Source organism: Bradyrhizobium sp., from assembly GCF_049798375.1.
GTDB lineage: Bacteria > Pseudomonadota > Alphaproteobacteria > Rhizobiales > Xanthobacteraceae > Bradyrhizobium.
This window is the reverse complement of sequence record NZ_JBARGP010000154.1, coordinates 1-15708: the sequence shown is the minus strand read 5'-3', so window position 1 is coordinate 15708 and position 15708 is coordinate 1. Positions and strand designations below refer to the sequence as shown.

Genomic DNA, 15708 nt, shown 5'->3' with positions numbered 1-15708 from the left:
AGGACCATGTGCTCGATCAGGAACTGCCGCCATGGGTGCCGATCCCGGCGCTGGCCGAGATGCAGGTCGCGCTGGAAGGCGCGGTCGGCGACGTCACGGGCCTGTCGGGCTTCGAGCTGAAGCGGCTCATGCGCACCGGCACGGTGGCGAGCGTCGACAACCGCAATTGGGAGATCGGCGGCACGTCCGTGATCCGCCGGCTGTCGCAATCGCGCGCGATCGCGCTCGACATGGAATCGGCCGCGATCGCCGCCAACGGCTACCGCTTCCGCGTGCCCTACGGCACGCTCCTTTGCGTCTCCGACAAGCCGCTGCATGGCGAGATCAAGCTCGCCGGCATGGCCGACGAATTCTACCGTCAGCGCGTCGGCCAGCATCTCGAGATCGGCCTGCGCGCACTGGAGCGGCTGAAGCACGAGAAGGCCGAGCGGCTGCATTCACGCAAGCTGCGCAGCTTTGCGGAGGTGGCGTTTCAGTAGATGGTTCGTAGGATACCACCTCCACACGCTCACTGTCGTCCCGGCCTCGCGCCGAGACCCATAAACACCATAATTCGCGAGAGTGTGAGATGTGGCTCCAGCCTTCGCAAAACGAAATCTGGCGTGTATGGGTCCCGGGTCGGCGCTTCGCGTTGCGGGGCTTGCCCGGGACGACGTTCGTGGGCTTTCGTCCTAATAACTCCGCAGCCGCGCCAGCTGATCGGCGTGGTAATTCGCGTCGCCGAGCAGCTCCTCGCAGACCCGGGCGCGCTTCATGAAGAAGCCGATATCGAACTGGTCGGTCATGCCCATGCCGCCATGCATCTGAACGCCCTCCTGCACCGCACGGGTCGCTGTCGTGCCGGCGCGGGCCTTGGCGACGGCGACGCTCGATGCGGCGTTCGGTGCGTGGCCGTCGATCGCCTGCAGCGCCTTGAGCACGGCGGCGCGGGTGATCTCGATCTCGATATAGAGCTGCGCGGCGCGGTGCTGCAGCGCCTGGAATTCGCCGATCGCCTTGCCGAACTGCTTGCGCTCCTTGAGATAATTGACGGTGCGGCCGAACACCTCCTCGCTCAGTCCCACCATCTCGGAGGCAATTGCGGCGCGGCCGAGATCGAGCACACCGTCGAGCAGCGCGGAGCCGCCATCGACCTCGCCGAGCACGTGGTCGGCATCGACTTCGACATTGTCGAAGATGATGCGCGCCGCGTTATGCGCATCGACCATGATGGTACGCTCGACCGCGACGCCCTTGGCCTTGGGATCGACCAGGAACAGGGTCAGCCCCTCGCGCTCGCCTACCGTGCCCGCGCTGCGCGCGGCGACGATCAGCAGATCCGCGACATGACCATCGACCACCAGCGCCTTGGCGCCGTTGAGCCTGAAGCCATTGCCGGATCGCGCGGCCTGCATGGCGATGTTCGCGGGACGATGCTTGGCGCCCTCATCGATCGCAAGGGCGGAGAGCAGCGAGCCCGCGGCGATCTTCGGCAGATACTCAGATTGCTGCGCAGTGGAGCCGGCGCGGGTCAGCGCGGACGCCGCCAGTACCGCGGTCGACAAGAATGGCGACGGCATCAGGGTGCGGCCGATCTCCTCCATGATGACGCCGGCCTCGACCGCGCCGAGGCCGCTGCCGCCATGCTCCTCCGGAATCAGAAGGCCGGCAAAGCCCATTTCAGCGAAGGTCGCCCAGAGCTCGCGCGAGAAGCCGATTGCATCGCGATCGTCGCGCAGCTTGCGCAGATGCGCCACCGGCGCCTTGTCGCTGATCAGCCCGCGCGCGCTGTCGCGCAGCATCGATTGTTCTTCGGTGAGGAGGAGAGGCATGGGTTGATGTCCAGAATAGGTGTTCTGTTGAAGCGCAACTCTCTCTATTCGTCATGGCCGGGCTTGACCCGGCCATCCACGTCTTTCTTCGCGCGGAGAGGCGCGGATGCCCGGGACAAGCCCAGGCATGACGGAGCATGTAGCTGCCTACGCCCCCGGCAGATCCAAGATGCGCTTGGCGACGATGCCGAGCATCACCTCGGACGTGCCGCCTTCGATCGAATTGGCCTTGGTGCGCAGCCAGGCGCGCGGGCGAGCGCCTTCGCGCGAGCGCTCGCTCTCCCATTCCAGCGCGTCGATGCCGCCAGCCGACATCAGGATCTCGTAGCGGCGCTTGTTGAGCTCGGTGCCGTAATATTTCATCGCCGAGGAGAACGCCGGATGCGCCTGCGCGGCTTTCGCCAGATCGACCATGCGCTCCGCGGCCGCCGCGAGCGCGGCCTCGTCGACCTCAAAGCTCGCGATCTCTGCGCGCAGCGACGCATCGTCCAGCCGGCCTTGCGCATCGCTGCCAATGGAATCCGCGGCGATCTGGCCGAGCGGACGGCCGACGCCGCGTTCGCCCATGCCCGAGATCATCGCGCGCTCGTGCTGCAAGAGATATTTCGCGACATCCCAGCCGCGATTGACGGTGCCCACCACATGCGATTTCGGTACGCGGACATTGTCGAAAAAGGTCTCGCAGAACGGCGAGCGGCCGGAGATCAGCAGGATCGGCCGGGTCGACACGCCCTCGGAGGCCATGTCGAACAGGATGAAGCTGATGCCGTCGTGCTTCTTGGCCGTGGGATCGGTGCGCACCAGGCAGAAGATCCAATCGGCGTAGTTGGCGTAGGAGGTCCAGATCTTCTGGCCGTTGATGATGTAGTCGTCGCCATCGCTTTCGGCGCGGGTCTGCAGCGAGGCCAGATCGGAGCCGGCGTTCGGCTCGGAATAGCCCTGGCACCAGCGGATCAGCCCCGCGGTGATCTTCGGCAGGTGCTCCTTCTTCTGCGCGTCCGTGCCGTATTTCAGCAGCGCCGGCCCGAGCATGGAGATGCCGAACGAGGTCAGCGGCTGGCGCGCGCCGATCGCCGCCATCTCCTGGCGCAGGATCTTGGCCTCCTCACCGTCGAGGCCGCCGCCGCCATATTCCCTTGGCCAATGCGGTACGGTCCAGCCCTTGTCGCGCATCCGCTCGAACCAGACGCGCTGCGGCTCCGAAGAAAACTTCGCGTTGCGGCCACCCCAGAAGGTGTCCTCGTCCGAGGTCATGGGCCTGCGCATCTCCGGCGGGCAATTGGCCTCCAGCCAGGCGCGCGTCTCGCTGCGGAATTTGTCCAGATCGGCCATGGGCATCTCTCGCGTTTCGGTATCCTTGAGGACTGAGGTAACCTCAGCCGTCGCTGAAATTCAATGTCGATGAACGAAAACGGGTCAGGAAACGCCATGCGCATCAAGCTGCTTTCGCCGGACGGAATGAACGCGGACCAGAAGGCCACTTATGAGGAGGCGGTCGCCGGCAAGCGCGGCGCGGCGCCGGCGCCGATGATGGCCTGGCTCAACAGCCCGGACATGGCGCGCCATGCGACCCGGCTCGGCGAGCAGCTGCGCTTCAACACCATGTTTCCGCCAAAGCTGTCGGAGATCGCGATCCTGGTGACGGCGCGGCACTGGACCGCGCATTATGAATGGTGGGCGCACAAGCGGCTGGCGCTGAAGGGCGGGCTCGATGTTGCGATCATCGATGCGATCCGCGACCGCCGCACGCCCAGCTTCGACGATCCCAAGGCGGCGATGATCTATGACGTCGCCAAATCGCTGCATGAGGGCCATGGCCTGGCGCAGCCGCTGTATGACGCCGCGATCGCGCTGCTTGGCGAGCGGGGCCTGGTTGAGATCATCGGCCTCTGCGGCTACTACACGATGGTGTCGATGACGTTGAACACGTTCGACTTTGGATTGCCGGATGGCGAAGTCTCGGAGCTGACGTGACGTCTGTCAATTGGGCTCACGCGTGAACGCGCCGTCCCCGCACCATGATCAATACGGCTGCAATCAGCTCCAGCCCGATGCAGCCGTAGAAGGGGAGCGTGTAGCTGCCGGACAGGTCGCGCAAGGCGCCGACCACGCCGGGGCCGAAGGCGTAGGTGACCTGGGTGATGGCGGTGACCAGGCTGATCAGCACGCCAAAGCTCATGGAATCGAACTCGCGTTGCACGATCAAGGATGGCAGCGTGATCAGATTGCCAACCGAGAAGCCGAACACCACGCAGGCGCCGATCAGCAGGACCTCGCTGTGCGAATTGATGATCACGGCGAGCGCCAGCGCCTGGCTCACAAACGACAGCGCCGACGCGAGGCGCTGATCGAAGCGGTCGATCACGGCCGAGAAGAGCACGCGGCCAAGCATCGCCATGATCGTCAGCAGCGACAGTGCGAGCGCGGCATGTTCGCGGCCGATCACTGGATCGAGGAAGGCGATCAAGTGCACGATGAAGCCGACCTGCGCGAACAGCACCAGCGCAAAGGCGATCGCGATCGACAGGAAGGCGATGTCGCCGAGCGCCGCCTTGCGGACCTGCCGTGCCGACGCTGGCACCGCCTTGGGTCCGCCGCCCTGCAGCGGCGGCCGGCCGACGCTGCAGGCAACGATCGGGATCACAACGCCGACCATCACGACTGCCACCAGCGTCATCGTCATCGCGAAACCGAGATGGCCGATCGCGAACACCAGCAGCGGCACGCCGGCGATGCCGCCGAAGCTCGCGCCATTGAGCGCCAGGCTGATCGCCATGCCGCGCCGGTGCTCGAACCACAGGCTCACGGTGTTGGTGATCATGGCCAGACTGGTGCCGGCCCAGCCGAAGGCGAGCAGGGCATCGGCGAGATAGAGCTGCCAGAGTTCGCGCACCTGGCCCAGCACCAGCGCCGCGCAGGCCATGGCCAAGAGGCCCGCGATCATGCATGTGCGCGGGCCGAAGGCGCGCATCGCCTCTGCGACGAACACCACGATCAGGGCGCCGAACAGATAGAAGAAGGTGGTGCCGGCCGAGATCAGCGACGCCGGCCACCTGTGGACGCGGTGCAGCTCGGCGAGATAGACGCTCTGGCCGTAGAAACCGAGCCCCCAGCCGAAGGTCGCGACCAGGAAGCACACCGCGACGATGCGCCAGCCTTCGTAGCGCAGCGACGTTTCGTCAGGCTGAAGATGAGAAGTGGCGTCCAATTGCTGCTCCGTCATGGCCGGGTCGAGCCCCGGCACGACGACCATAGTTACCGGATAGGAAAAGCGGCAAGATTCGACAGCGATCGAAGCATCTTGCTTTCGTCACATCGGCTCCGGCAATTCCGGCAGAATCTCAAGCCGCGTGGCGCGGCGCTTGGCGTGCCAGACCAGCATGAGCACGCAAAGCCCGAGCGCGACCGGCGGGAACACCACGACGTTCACCGCCGACCAGCCGAAATTGGCGAGCAGTTGTCCCGACGAGAACGAGCCGATCGCCATCATCCCGAACACCAGGAAATCATTGAAAGCCTGCACCTTGGTGCGCTCGGCCGGCGTATGCGTCTCCAGCACCAGCGCGGAAGCGCCGACAAAGCCGAAATTCCAGCCCATGCCGAGCACGATCAAGGTGGCCCAGAAATACGGCGCGGTGATCCCGGACAGCCCGATCACCGCGGCCGCCGCTTCGAAGAGCAGACCCAGCGCTACGATGACAGGCGCGCCGAACCGCGCGATCAGCGATCCCGTGAAGAAGCTCGGCCCATACATGGCGACGATGTGCCACTGGAGGCCGAAATTGGAATCGGAGATGGTGAGCCCGCACATCTTCATCGCCAGCGGCGCCGAGGTCATCACCAGGTTCATTACCGGATAGGCGATAATGCCGCACAGTGCAGCGGCGATGAAGCGCGGCTGGCGCACGATCTCGAGCAGCGGCCGCCCGGCGTGCAGGTCGGCAGCTGCTGGCTTCGGCAGGTCGACACCGGCGAGGATCGCCATCGCGACCACGGCCACCGCCGCCTGGATCAAAAAGCTGAAGGCGAACAGATAAGGCTGCCAGAAATTCATGGTCCACTGCACAAGCTGTGGACCAAGCAGGCCGGCGAAGATACCGCCCGCCATCACCCAGGATACGGCCTTCGGCCGGAACGCGGCGCTGGCGCCGTCGGCTGCGGCGAAACGGTAGGATTGCGACACCGCGCCGTAGAGGCCGCCGAGGAAGGTCGCGGCGCAGAACAGCCAGAACGAATTGTGCAGGATCGCGAAGCTGCCGAGCAGGCCGGTGAGTACGCCGCAGCCGGTCCCGATGATGAAAGCGGTGCGGCGGCCATAGCGGCGCGAGATCGCGCCGGTCGGCAGGGTGCCGGCGGCAAGGCCGACCACATACATCGAGAGCGGCACCGTCGCGAAGGAAATATCGGGCGCGATAGCGGCGCCGACGATCGCGCCGGTCGCAAAGATGACAGCCGAATTGGCGCCGGTCAGCGCCTGCGCCGCGGCCAGCCGCGCCACATTGCGGCGCGCACGCGCATCGTCAGAGATCTCGGCGGTGACGGTCTGGTCGATCATTGCGTTATCCAGGCTTCAGTCTGGCCGGCCGAACACGAGAATCATGTTGTTGGCAGGCATCTCGACGCTCTCGCGCAGCGAAAGGCCAGCATGGGCGCCGAGCGCGGTGAGGTCGGCGATGTCGCGCACCCCCCAGTCTGGATCGCGCTCGCGCAGGGAGGTGTCGAACACCGCGTTGCTGACTGCGGTGTGCCTGCCATCGCGTTTGAACGGGCCGTAGAGCATCAGGAGCCCGCCGGGCTTGAGCGCTTGCGCGGCACCTGCGAACAGCCCTTCCGCGACGGTCCATGGCGCGATGTGGACGACGTTGGCGCAGAAGATCGCGGCGAGTTCTGCGGGTCCACCCTCCTGCTGCAGCGCCGCGAACCAGTTTGGATCGGACAGGTCGATGCGATACGGCGCGCGGATATTCGGCAGGCCGGCATGCGCACGCCAGGCCGTGATGCTCTTCAGGTGCTGTTCGTTGAGGTCGCTGGGCCACCAGACGAGATCCGGTGTGTGCGCTGCAAAATGAACCACGTGCTGGCCGGTGCCGCTGCCGGCCTCGAGCACGTCGCCGGAGCATCCCGCCAGCAGGCGCGACAGCACTGCCCAGATCGGCTGGTGGTTACGGTGAAAGGCCGCAGCGTCGAGCCGTCCGTCCGGCTCAACCGGACGCCCATCCCTGCCGAATTCGACGACGTATTCCGCCATGCTCACCCCTGTCACAGGGCTTTAGCCCGCTGGATCACGAATAGCAAAATTTTCGCGAGAAGCAGGTACTGGCGACACAATCCTGCTATTCCGTTCCTGCCGGGCGACGGACGTTAACCCGTCATGCACGGTCCGATTGCGGATCGGTGGCCTTTGTGCTTCCGAGTCCTTATAATTCGATGGCTCACCGAAAATTCGGAACACACCTTGCCCGCATTATCCATCTCGCGCCCCGTCCTGGCTCTCGGGCTATGGCTCGCCGCCTGCACCGGCTCAGCGTGGGCGCAATCGGGCCCCAGCGAGGGCCAGAAGATCGCTTTCGACCGCGGCAAGGGCAATTGCCTGACCTGCCACGTGATCAAGGGCGGCGACCTGCCCGGCACCATCGGTCCCAAGCTCGAGGGTCTCGAGGGCAAATATGATCGCGCTGAATTGATCGCGATCGTCTCTGACGAGACCAAGCGCAATCCGCAGACGGTGATGCCGCCATTCGGCCGCAACCGCATCCTGACCGAGCAGGAAATCAACGCCGTCGTCGATTTCCTGCAGACCCTCTGATCGACCTTGGAGAAAGTGAAGATGACTGCCTCGTTCGGCCCTTCGGTGACGCGCCGCCTGATCATCAAGGGCATTGGCGCGGTGGCGCTGGTCGGCCTCGGCCATGCGACGCTGGGCCCGTGGCCGGCGCTCGCCGCCGCCAATGACAAATATCCGGAAGACGCGTTCAAGCAGAAGAACGCCAACGAGGCGATCAAGGCGCTCTATGGCAGGGATCACGAGGCCTCCGACAAGGTGAAGCTCGACGCACCCGAGATCGCCGAGAATGGCGGCGTGGTGCCGATCTCGGTGAGGACCACGCTCAATGACGTCACCTCGATTTCTTTCGTCGTCAGCGAGAACCCGTTCGCGCTCGCCGCCTCTTACAAGATTCCCGAAGGCACTGTACCCGCCGTCGCCAACCGTTTGAAGATGGCCAAGACCTCGAACGTGATTGCGCTGGTGGAAGCCGGCGGCAAGCTCTACAGCGCCACCAAAGAGGTCAAGGTCACCGTCGGCGGCTGCGGCGGCTGATATCCCGAAGGAGCAACACGATGGCATCGAGCATTCGCGTCCGCGCGATCCTGAACGGCGACACCACCGACGTGCAGACCCTGATCCAGCATCCGATGGACACCGGCCTGGTGAAGGACGCCAAGGGTGAGCTGATCCCGGCGCACTACATCCAGCAGCTCTCTTTCGAGCATAACGGCAAGGCGGTATTCCAGGCCGACTGGGGCACCGCGGTCTCCAAGGACCCCTATGTCAAATTCGCCTTCAAGGGTGCGGCCAAGGGCGATGAGCTCAAGGTGAGCTGGGCGGACAACAAGGGCGCGACCGACAGCCTGACTGCCAAGATCCAGTAAGAGACCCAGCAACATGCGCGCGCGCTCCGCTTTCTCCTTCCTCGCTGCCGCGCTGGCGTTCGCCGCGCTGCCATCCGCGGCGCCTGCGGCCGATACGGTCGATCCCGCGACTGAGCTCAAGGCGTTCCAGGATTTCTTCGTCAAGAAGTTCCCGAAGGTGAAGTTTAATGACTTCGTCAACGGGCCCTACTCGATGAACGAGGACATGCGAAAGCAGTGGGAGGAGAAGGAGGAGTTTCCGCCCTACGAGTTCGCGCTCGAGGCCGGCAAGGAGATGTTCGGTAAGCCGTTCAAGAACGGCAAGACCTATGCAGACTGCTTTGCGAATGGCGGCATCGGCATCCGTCAGAACTACCCGTATTTCGACGGCAAGGAAGGCAAGGTCGTCACGCTGGAGCTCGCGCTGAACAAATGCCGCGAGGCCAATGGCGAGCAGCCTTATTCCTACGTCAAGGACGAGATGGCCTCGCTGACCGCCTATATGGCCTTTACTTCGCGCGGCAAGCCGTTCGACATCAAGGTGCCGAACGATCCGCGTGCGCTCGCCGCCTTCGAGAAGGGCAAGGAATATTTCTACACCCGTCGCGGCCAGCTCAATTTTTCCTGCGCGAGCTGCCACGTGCAGAACCCCGGCGAGCGCATCCGCGCCGAGATCCTGGCACCGGCGCTCGGCATCCTGAACGCGATGCCGATCTACCGCTCGGAATGGAGCGGCATGGGCACCATCAGCCGTCGCTTCACCAGCTGTAACAGCCAGATCCGTGGCGTGCCGCTTGAACCGCAATCCGACGAATATCGCGACCTCGAATATTATCTGTCCTATGTCGCAAACGGCCTGCCGATCTCGGGTCCAGGAGCACGGCCATGAGCGAGCGCCGCAACGTAGCCATGAAAAAGATCATGTTTGCCGCAATCATGCTCGCCGCAGCCGCGATGCCCGCGCGCGCTGCCTCCGAGGCCGACTTCAAGGCGGCATTCGCCGCGGCCGACAGCGCCGAGAAGGACGCGGGACGGCTGCGCAACCAATGGACCACGACGGAAGCGGCGTTGAAGGCTGCGAAGACGGCTGGCGACGCCGGCAATTACGACCAGGCGGTGAAATCGGCACAGGAGGCGGAAGCGCTCGCCAAGGCCTCGATCTTCCAGGCGACTTCGGAGAAGGACCGCTGGAAGGCCATGGAGATCCGCTAGCTTTGCTTCCGACCGGAACAGCGCGATGACGATCCGTCGCCGGGATTTTCTTAAAGTGACAGCAGCGGCGCTCGCGGCGCCCGCTGTTGTCCGCCTCGCGCACGCCGCCGACACTGCGAGCCTCTACGACCTCGACCGGTTCGGCAATGCCCGCATCCTGCACATGACCGATACCCATGCGCAGCTTCGGCCGGTCTATTTTCGTGAGCCCAGCGTTAATCTCGGCGTCGGCGAGATGTGGGGCAACCCGCCGCATCTGGTCGGCCGCGCCTTCCTCGATCGCTACGGCATTCACGCCGACAGCGCCGACGCCTATGCCTTCACGTCGGTCGATTTCGAGAAGGCGGCGCCGCGCTTCGGCCGGCTCGGCGGCTTCGCCCATCTCAAGACCCTGATCGACAAGCTGCGTGCCGATGTCGGCGAGCACCGCTCGCTTCTGCTCGATGGCGGCGACCTCTGGCAGGGCACGGGCCTGACCCATCTGACGCGTGGCGCCGACATGGTCGATGCGGCGAACCTGCTCGGCATCGCGGCGATGACCGGCCATTGGGAATTCACCTATGGCGAGACCGACCTGCGCACCAACCTCGCCCGCTTCAAGGGCGAGTTTCTGGCGCAGAACGTGTTTCTCACCGAAGAGGCCGCGTTCAACGACGCCCAGGCGTTCGATGCGGCCTCGGGCCGCGTCTTCAAACCTGCCCTCGTCAAGGAGATCGGCGGCGCGCATGTCGCCGTGATCGGCCAGGCCTTTCCCTACGTGCCGATTGCGCATCCCCGGCGCTTCACGCCGGATTGGACCTTTGGCATTCGCGAGGCCGAGCTGCAGGCGCTGGTCGACGACATCAGGGCCAAGAAGGCCGATGCGGTGATCCTGCTGTCGCACAACGGCATGGACGTCGACCTGAAGCTCGCGAGCCGCGTCACCGGCATCGACGTGATCCTCGGCGGCCATACCCACGATGCGGTGCCGCAGCCGATTGCAATCAGGAACGCCAAGGGCATCACGCTCGTCACCAATGCCGGCTCGAACGGGAAATTCCTAGGCGTACTCGACCTCGAGATCGCCAAGGGCCGCATCAACGATGTGCGCTACCGGTTGCTACCGGTGTTCTCCGAGCTGCTGAAGCCGGATACCGCGATGCTGGCTTTGATCGACCAGATGCAGCAGCCGCAGGTCGCGGCCTGGAACGACAAGCTCGCGGCCACCGAGCACCTGCTCTATCGCCGCGGCAATTTCGCAGGCTCCATGGACGATCTGATCTGCGCGGCACTGCGCAGCGAGCTCGACGCCGAGATCGCGCTGTCGCCGGGCTTCCGATGGGGCACCAGCGTGCTCGCCGGCCAGCCGGTGACGATGGAGGATGTGCTGGCGCAGACCGCGATCACCTATCCCGAAACCTACGTCCAGGAGATGACCGGCGCGGACATCAAGACCATCCTGGAGGATGTCTGCGATAACCTCTTCAACGCCGATCCCTACCTGCAGCAGGGTGGCGACATGGTGCGCGTCGGCGGCCTTTCATACCGCTGCGCGCCGAATGCAGCGATCGGCCAGCGTATCACCGAGTTGACGCGTGACAACGGCAAGCCGTTGGCGGCTTCGGCGCGCTACAAGGTGGCCGGCTGGGCGTCGATGAACCCCCAAGCCGGCAAGCCGGTGTGGGACGTGGTCGCGAACCATCTGCGCGCCCGCGGAACGCCGGCCGGTGCCGTCCATGATGTCATGCTGACCGGCGTCGACGGCAATCCCGGCATTGCCGAGCCGTCGTAAAGCTGCCTACGCGCTGACGAACCGCGTCTTCAGGGGCGCAGCCCTCACGCTGCGGCAAGCAGCATTTATTCTGCGACACGATCCCATTTTGTAGAATGACATTTTCTGGTAAGATCGAAGAGCGACAGAAACATTCTATTGCACCCTGGCAAAGCCGTCGTCGGCAACAAGAGAGGCAGCCGGTTTGCCGATGTTGTTCGCGTCGCTCCCGGCCAGGCGAGCCATACCATCGATGGGACTACGCCGATGATCTTCCGCCAACTGTTCGACAGTGTCTCCGGCACCTACAGCTATTTGCTGGCGAGCCGCGCCGGCGGCGAGGCGCTGATCATCGATCCGGTGCTGGAGAAGGTCGACCGTTACTGCCAGTTGCTGCGCGAGCTCGACCTGAAGCTGGTCAAGGCGATCGACACCCATCTGCACGCCGACCACGTCACCGGACTCGGCGCGTTGCGCGACCGCACCCATTGCATGACCATCATGGGCGAGCAGAGCAAGGCCGACGTGGTGGCGATGCGGGTTGCCGAGGGCGACAAGGTCACGATCGAAGGCGTCAGCCTGGATGTGATGTTCACGCCCGGCCACACCGACGATTCCTACAGTTTCGCGATGGGCGACCGAGTTTTCACCGGCGACACATTGCTGATCCGCGGCACCGGCCGCACCGATTTCCAGAACGGGGATTCCCGCGCCCAATATGATTCGATCTTCAACCGCCTGCTCAAATTGCCCGATGAAACGCTGGTATTTCCGGCGCACGACTACAAGGGTGACACCGTCTCCACCATCGGCGAGGAGCGGCGCTACAATCCGCGACTGCAGGTGCGCTCGGTCGACGAATACGTGACGCTGATGGCCAATCTGAACCTGCCCAATCCGAAGATGATGGATGTCGCGGTGCCGGCGAACATGCGGGTCGGGCTGCATCAGGACGAACTCGCCAAACAGGGATTGTCGTTGTCGGCTCGACAGGCGATCGAATGCCTCGGCCGTCCCGATGTGCTGCTGGTCGATCTGCGCGAGACGTCCGAGCGGGCCAAGCACGGCACGCTGTCGGGCGCGCTGCACGCGCCCTACCCCGCCATCGCGGAGAATCTGGAAGCCGGCGGCATGCTGCGCGAGGTCGCTGCCGCCACCGGCCGCCGCATCGTGTTCTTCTGCGCCTATGGCGAGCGCTCGGCGATGGCCGTGAAGGCGGCGCAAGAGGCGGGCCTTTGCAACGCCGCCCACATCGAAGGCGGCATCGATGCCTGGAAAAAGGCCGGCGGCCCGGTGCTGGCCGGCCGCGGGTAGTCGGGGCTGCCGAGTTGGCGCTGATGAGCTACTTGCGCACGACAATTTCAGCCGTCGTCCCGGGCAAGCGAAGCCCGACCCCGGATCCATAGCCACCGGCGATGCTGCACAAGCAATCCTGGAGCCACAGCGGATCATCACACGAGCAGCGGTAATTATGGATCCCGGCGTTCTCGGCGCGCAATTGCGCGCCTGACCCGGACGACACCGTGAATGCCGCACCCGCCTGTCAGCAGATAATCAACGGCGCGCGCACGTGCCATGCGCCTGCATTCGTGGACAATAAACCGCTTTGCATTAGTGTGGCGCATTGCCGCGCCCCGCCCGGGACATCGGCGTCGCCCGGCACAAGCTCCCAAGTTCCAGACATCCAGGCTCAAGACATCGGGCTTCGAGACCTGCGCCGGACGTGAAACGGACCTGAATATGGCTGACGTTCTCGCTGCATCGCAACATACCGAGACCCCAACCAGGACCGTGTCCCCCGTGCGCACGCTGTCACTGATCTCGCTCGCGCATTGGGTCAGCCATTTCCACATGCTAGTGCTGCCGATGCTGTTCCCATTCCTGAAGCAGCAGCTCGGCGTCGGCTATGTCGAACTCGGCTTTGCCATGACGGTGTTCGCCGTGGTGACGGCGCTGGTGCAGACCCCGGTCGGCTACATCGTCGACCATTTTGGCGCGAAAAGAATCCTGCTGGTCGGCCTCACGCTCGGCGGCCTGTCGCTGGTGATGCTGGGCCTGCATCTGAGCTATCCGAGCCTGATCGTCTGCGCGGTGCTGCTCGGCGTTGCCAACGCGGTCTATCACCCCTCCGACTATGCGCTGCTGGCGGCGCATATGGACGAGTCGCGAATGGGCCGCGCCTTCGGCGTCCATACCTTTGCGGGTTATCTCGGCGGCGCGGTCGCGCCGGCTGCCATGGCTGCGCTGCTGGCATGGATCGGCGGTCCCGGCGCACTGATCGTCGCGGGTCTGGTCGGCCCGGTGGCCGCCCTGCTGCAGGTCGTCGGCAATGTGCCGGAGGTGCACCCTCACCAACACCACAAGGACGGCGCCAAGGTACCGAAGCCGAACCTGCTGACGCCGACGCTGATGATGCTGACGGCGTTCTTCATGCTGCTCAGCCTGTCCTCCTCCGGGATCGCGAGCTTCGGCCTCGTCGCGCTGATGAACGGCTACAATGTCTCGTTCTCCGAGGCCAACATCGCGCTGACCGCCTTCCTCGGAGCCACCGCGGTGGGCGTGCTGGCCGGCGGCGTGCTCGCCGACCGGATCAGCCATCACAGTCTGGTTGCGGCGGTCAGCTTTGCCATCAACACGGTGCTGATGCTTTTCATCACCTTCCTGACCCCGCCGATGATCGTGCTCACCGCCGTGCTGACGGTCGCGGGCTTCCTCAGCGGCGCGATCGCGCCGTCGCGCGACATGATGGTGCGCAACGCGGCACCTCCCGGGGCTGCGGGCCGCGCTTTCGGCCTGGTCTCTACCGGCTTCAACTTCGCCGGCATCATCAGTCCCTTGTTGTTCGGTTACATCATGGACGCCAACGCACCGCGCTGGCTGTTCGGCGCCTCCGTCATCTTCATGTTGCTGACGATCGTGCTGACCTTCTTCACCGAGCGCGGGACGAAGGTGAAGACGGTAGCCTAGATTTCATCGACGAGACCAATCTGCACCCACGAATTCAGTGCACCTTCTCCCCTTGTGGGAGAAGGTGGCGCGAAGCGCCGGATGAGGGGTCTGCATCCGCGGAGATAGACCCCTCACCCGGCTCGCCGCCTCGTGCCGCGCCGGCGATCCACCCTCTCCCGCAAGGGGAGAGGGTGCACCATTTTCCGCGCAACGGATCGCCGTTCAATCCTTTCCTACTCGCGCTACGTCGGCATCCCAGCTCAACATCCCCGTGAGTTGACATCGTAGCTCATGCGCCGATGATGCCGCATCAAACAAGATCAATTCAGGGAAGAACGTCATGACCGAGCAGCCCGATCTCGTGATCCGCGGCGGCACGCTCGCCGACGGCAGCGGCAACGACCTCTATGAGGCCGATGTCGCCATCAAGGATGGTCGCATCACAGAAGTCGGCAAGGTCGCGGCCAAGGGCTTTGAGGAGATCGATGCCAAGGGCCGGTTGGTGACGCCGGGCTTCGTCGACGTCCACACCCATTACGACGGTCAGGTAACCTGGAGCCACGACATCACGCCGTCGTCGCAGAACGGCGTCACCACGGCAATCATGGGCAATTGCGGCGTCGGTTTCGCACCGTGCCGGCCGGCCGATCACCGGCGGCTGATCCAGTTGATGGAAGGCGTCGAGGATATTCCCGAGCCTGTGCTCGAGGCCGGCATTCCCTGGGAATGGGAGAGCTTTCCGGACTACATGAACTGGCTGGGCAAGCGCGATTTCGACATGGACATCGGCGCGCAACTGCCACACGCGGCGCTGCGCGTCTATGTGATGGGCGAGCGCGGCGCGCGGCGTGATCCGGCCACGGAACAAGACAACCGTGCGATGGCCGCGCTCGCAAGTGATGCCGTGCGGTCAGGCGCACTCGGCTTCTCCACCTCGCGCACGCTCAACCACCGCACCTCGACCGGCGACTACACGCCGACCTTGAAGGCCGGCGAGGACGAATTGACCGCGATCGCGGGCGCGATGCATGGCGCCGGCCGCAGCGTGCTGCAATTCGTGCTCGACCTCTCCACCATCCACGAAGATTTGCCGATGATGCTGCGGGTGGCGGAAGCGACCCGCTGTCCGATCTCGTTTTCGGTGACGCAGAACGACAAGGCGCCGGAGCGCTGGCGCGAAACGCTGGCCGAGATCAACGAAGCGGCCGAGCGCGGCCTGTCGATCACCGCCCAGATCCCGGCGCGGCCCGTGGGCCTGCTGCTCGGGCTCGAACTGTCGCGCAATCCGTTCCAGACCCATCCGAGCTACCGGGCCATCGCGGATCTGCCGCTGGCCGAGCGGGTGGCGCGGCTGCG

At 64.7% G+C, this 15708-nt stretch carries 15 protein-coding genes and 1 pseudogene; 11 read left to right on the top strand and 5 right to left on the bottom strand.

Going from position 1 to position 15708, the window contains the following annotated elements:
• Positions 1 to 479: pseudogene (locus tag WA702_RS06725) on the top strand (AMP nucleosidase); the annotation flags it as partial.
• Between the two features lie 192 nt (positions 480 to 671).
• On the opposite strand, the gene WA702_RS06720 reads toward WA702_RS06725, so the two are convergent.
• Both WA702_RS06720 and WA702_RS06715 read right to left on the bottom strand, forming a co-directional pair.
• On the bottom strand, positions 672 to 1811 hold the full coding sequence (locus WA702_RS06720; protein WP_425109753.1) for an acyl-CoA dehydrogenase family protein: 1140 nt from the start codon (positions 1809 to 1811) through the stop codon (positions 672 to 674).
• Positions 1812 to 1958: 147 nt separating this feature from the next.
• Positions 1959 to 3143 (bottom strand): acyl-CoA dehydrogenase family protein, encoded by a 1185-nt coding sequence (locus WA702_RS06715; protein ID WP_425109752.1) that lies wholly within the window; start codon positions 3141 to 3143, stop codon positions 1959 to 1961.
• A 96-nt stretch (positions 3144 to 3239) separates the two neighbouring features.
• Here WA702_RS06715 and WA702_RS06710 point away from each other — a divergent pair, with 96 nt between their 5' ends.
• Positions 3240 to 3785: a carboxymuconolactone decarboxylase family protein gene (locus WA702_RS06710; protein WP_425109751.1), complete on the top strand. Its 546-nt coding sequence runs from the start codon at positions 3240 to 3242 to the stop codon at positions 3783 to 3785.
• Positions 3786 to 3801: 16 nt separating this feature from the next.
• Here WA702_RS06710 and WA702_RS06705 read toward each other — a convergent pair whose 3' ends face one another.
• The 3 genes from WA702_RS06705 to WA702_RS06695 all read right to left on the bottom strand — a co-directional run bounded on the left by WA702_RS06705 (position 3802) and on the right by WA702_RS06695 (position 7059).
• On the bottom strand, positions 3802 to 5034 hold the full coding sequence (locus tag WA702_RS06705) for an MFS transporter (RefSeq protein WP_425109750.1): 1233 nt from the start codon (positions 5032 to 5034) through the stop codon (positions 3802 to 3804).
• A gap of 87 nt (positions 5035 to 5121) precedes the next feature.
• On the bottom strand, positions 5122 to 6366 hold the full coding sequence (locus WA702_RS06700; RefSeq protein ID WP_425109749.1) for an MFS transporter: 1245 nt from the start codon (positions 6364 to 6366) through the stop codon (positions 5122 to 5124).
• Positions 6367 to 6381: 15 nt separating this feature from the next.
• Positions 6382 to 7059, bottom strand: a complete 678-nt coding sequence (locus WA702_RS06695) for a DUF938 domain-containing protein (protein WP_425109748.1) — start codon at positions 7057 to 7059, stop codon at positions 6382 to 6384.
• A gap of 207 nt (positions 7060 to 7266) precedes the next feature.
• Here WA702_RS06695 and soxX point away from each other — a divergent pair, with 207 nt between their 5' ends.
• From soxX to WA702_RS06650, 9 genes are all read left to right on the top strand, one after another.
• Positions 7267 to 7617, top strand: a complete 351-nt coding sequence (soxX, locus tag WA702_RS06690) for a sulfur oxidation c-type cytochrome SoxX (RefSeq protein ID WP_425109747.1) — start codon at positions 7267 to 7269, stop codon at positions 7615 to 7617.
• Between the two features lie 21 nt (positions 7618 to 7638).
• Positions 7639 to 8130, top strand: a complete 492-nt coding sequence (gene soxY / locus WA702_RS06685; protein ID WP_425109746.1) for a thiosulfate oxidation carrier protein SoxY — start codon at positions 7639 to 7641, stop codon at positions 8128 to 8130.
• A gap of 20 nt (positions 8131 to 8150) precedes the next feature.
• A complete protein-coding gene (gene soxZ / locus WA702_RS06680) occupies positions 8151 to 8462 on the top strand; it encodes a thiosulfate oxidation carrier complex protein SoxZ (protein WP_425109745.1) in 312 nt (103 codons plus the stop codon).
• 13 nt (positions 8463 to 8475) lie between these two features.
• Positions 8476 to 9330, top strand: coding sequence for a sulfur oxidation c-type cytochrome SoxA (gene soxA, locus WA702_RS06675; protein ID WP_425109744.1), 855 nt, complete (start codon positions 8476 to 8478; stop codon positions 9328 to 9330).
• Positions 9331 to 9350: 20 nt separating this feature from the next.
• Positions 9351 to 9653 (top strand): hypothetical protein, encoded by a 303-nt coding sequence (locus WA702_RS06670; RefSeq protein WP_425109754.1) that lies wholly within the window; start codon positions 9351 to 9353, stop codon positions 9651 to 9653.
• A gap of 25 nt (positions 9654 to 9678) precedes the next feature.
• Positions 9679 to 11424 (top strand): thiosulfohydrolase SoxB, encoded by a 1746-nt coding sequence (gene soxB / locus WA702_RS06665; RefSeq protein WP_425109743.1) that lies wholly within the window; start codon positions 9679 to 9681, stop codon positions 11422 to 11424.
• A 246-nt stretch (positions 11425 to 11670) separates the two neighbouring features.
• Positions 11671 to 12717: an MBL fold metallo-hydrolase gene (locus WA702_RS06660; RefSeq protein WP_425109742.1), complete on the top strand. Its 1047-nt coding sequence runs from the start codon at positions 11671 to 11673 to the stop codon at positions 12715 to 12717.
• A 426-nt stretch (positions 12718 to 13143) separates the two neighbouring features.
• Complete coding sequence (locus WA702_RS06655) at positions 13144 to 14370, top strand: MFS transporter (RefSeq protein ID WP_425109741.1); 1227 nt, start codon at positions 13144 to 13146, stop codon at positions 14368 to 14370.
• A gap of 322 nt (positions 14371 to 14692) precedes the next feature.
• Positions 14693 to 15708, top strand: a 1016-nt coding sequence (locus WA702_RS06650; protein ID WP_425109740.1) for an N-acyl-D-amino-acid deacylase family protein, incomplete at its 3' end; no start/stop codon positions are given.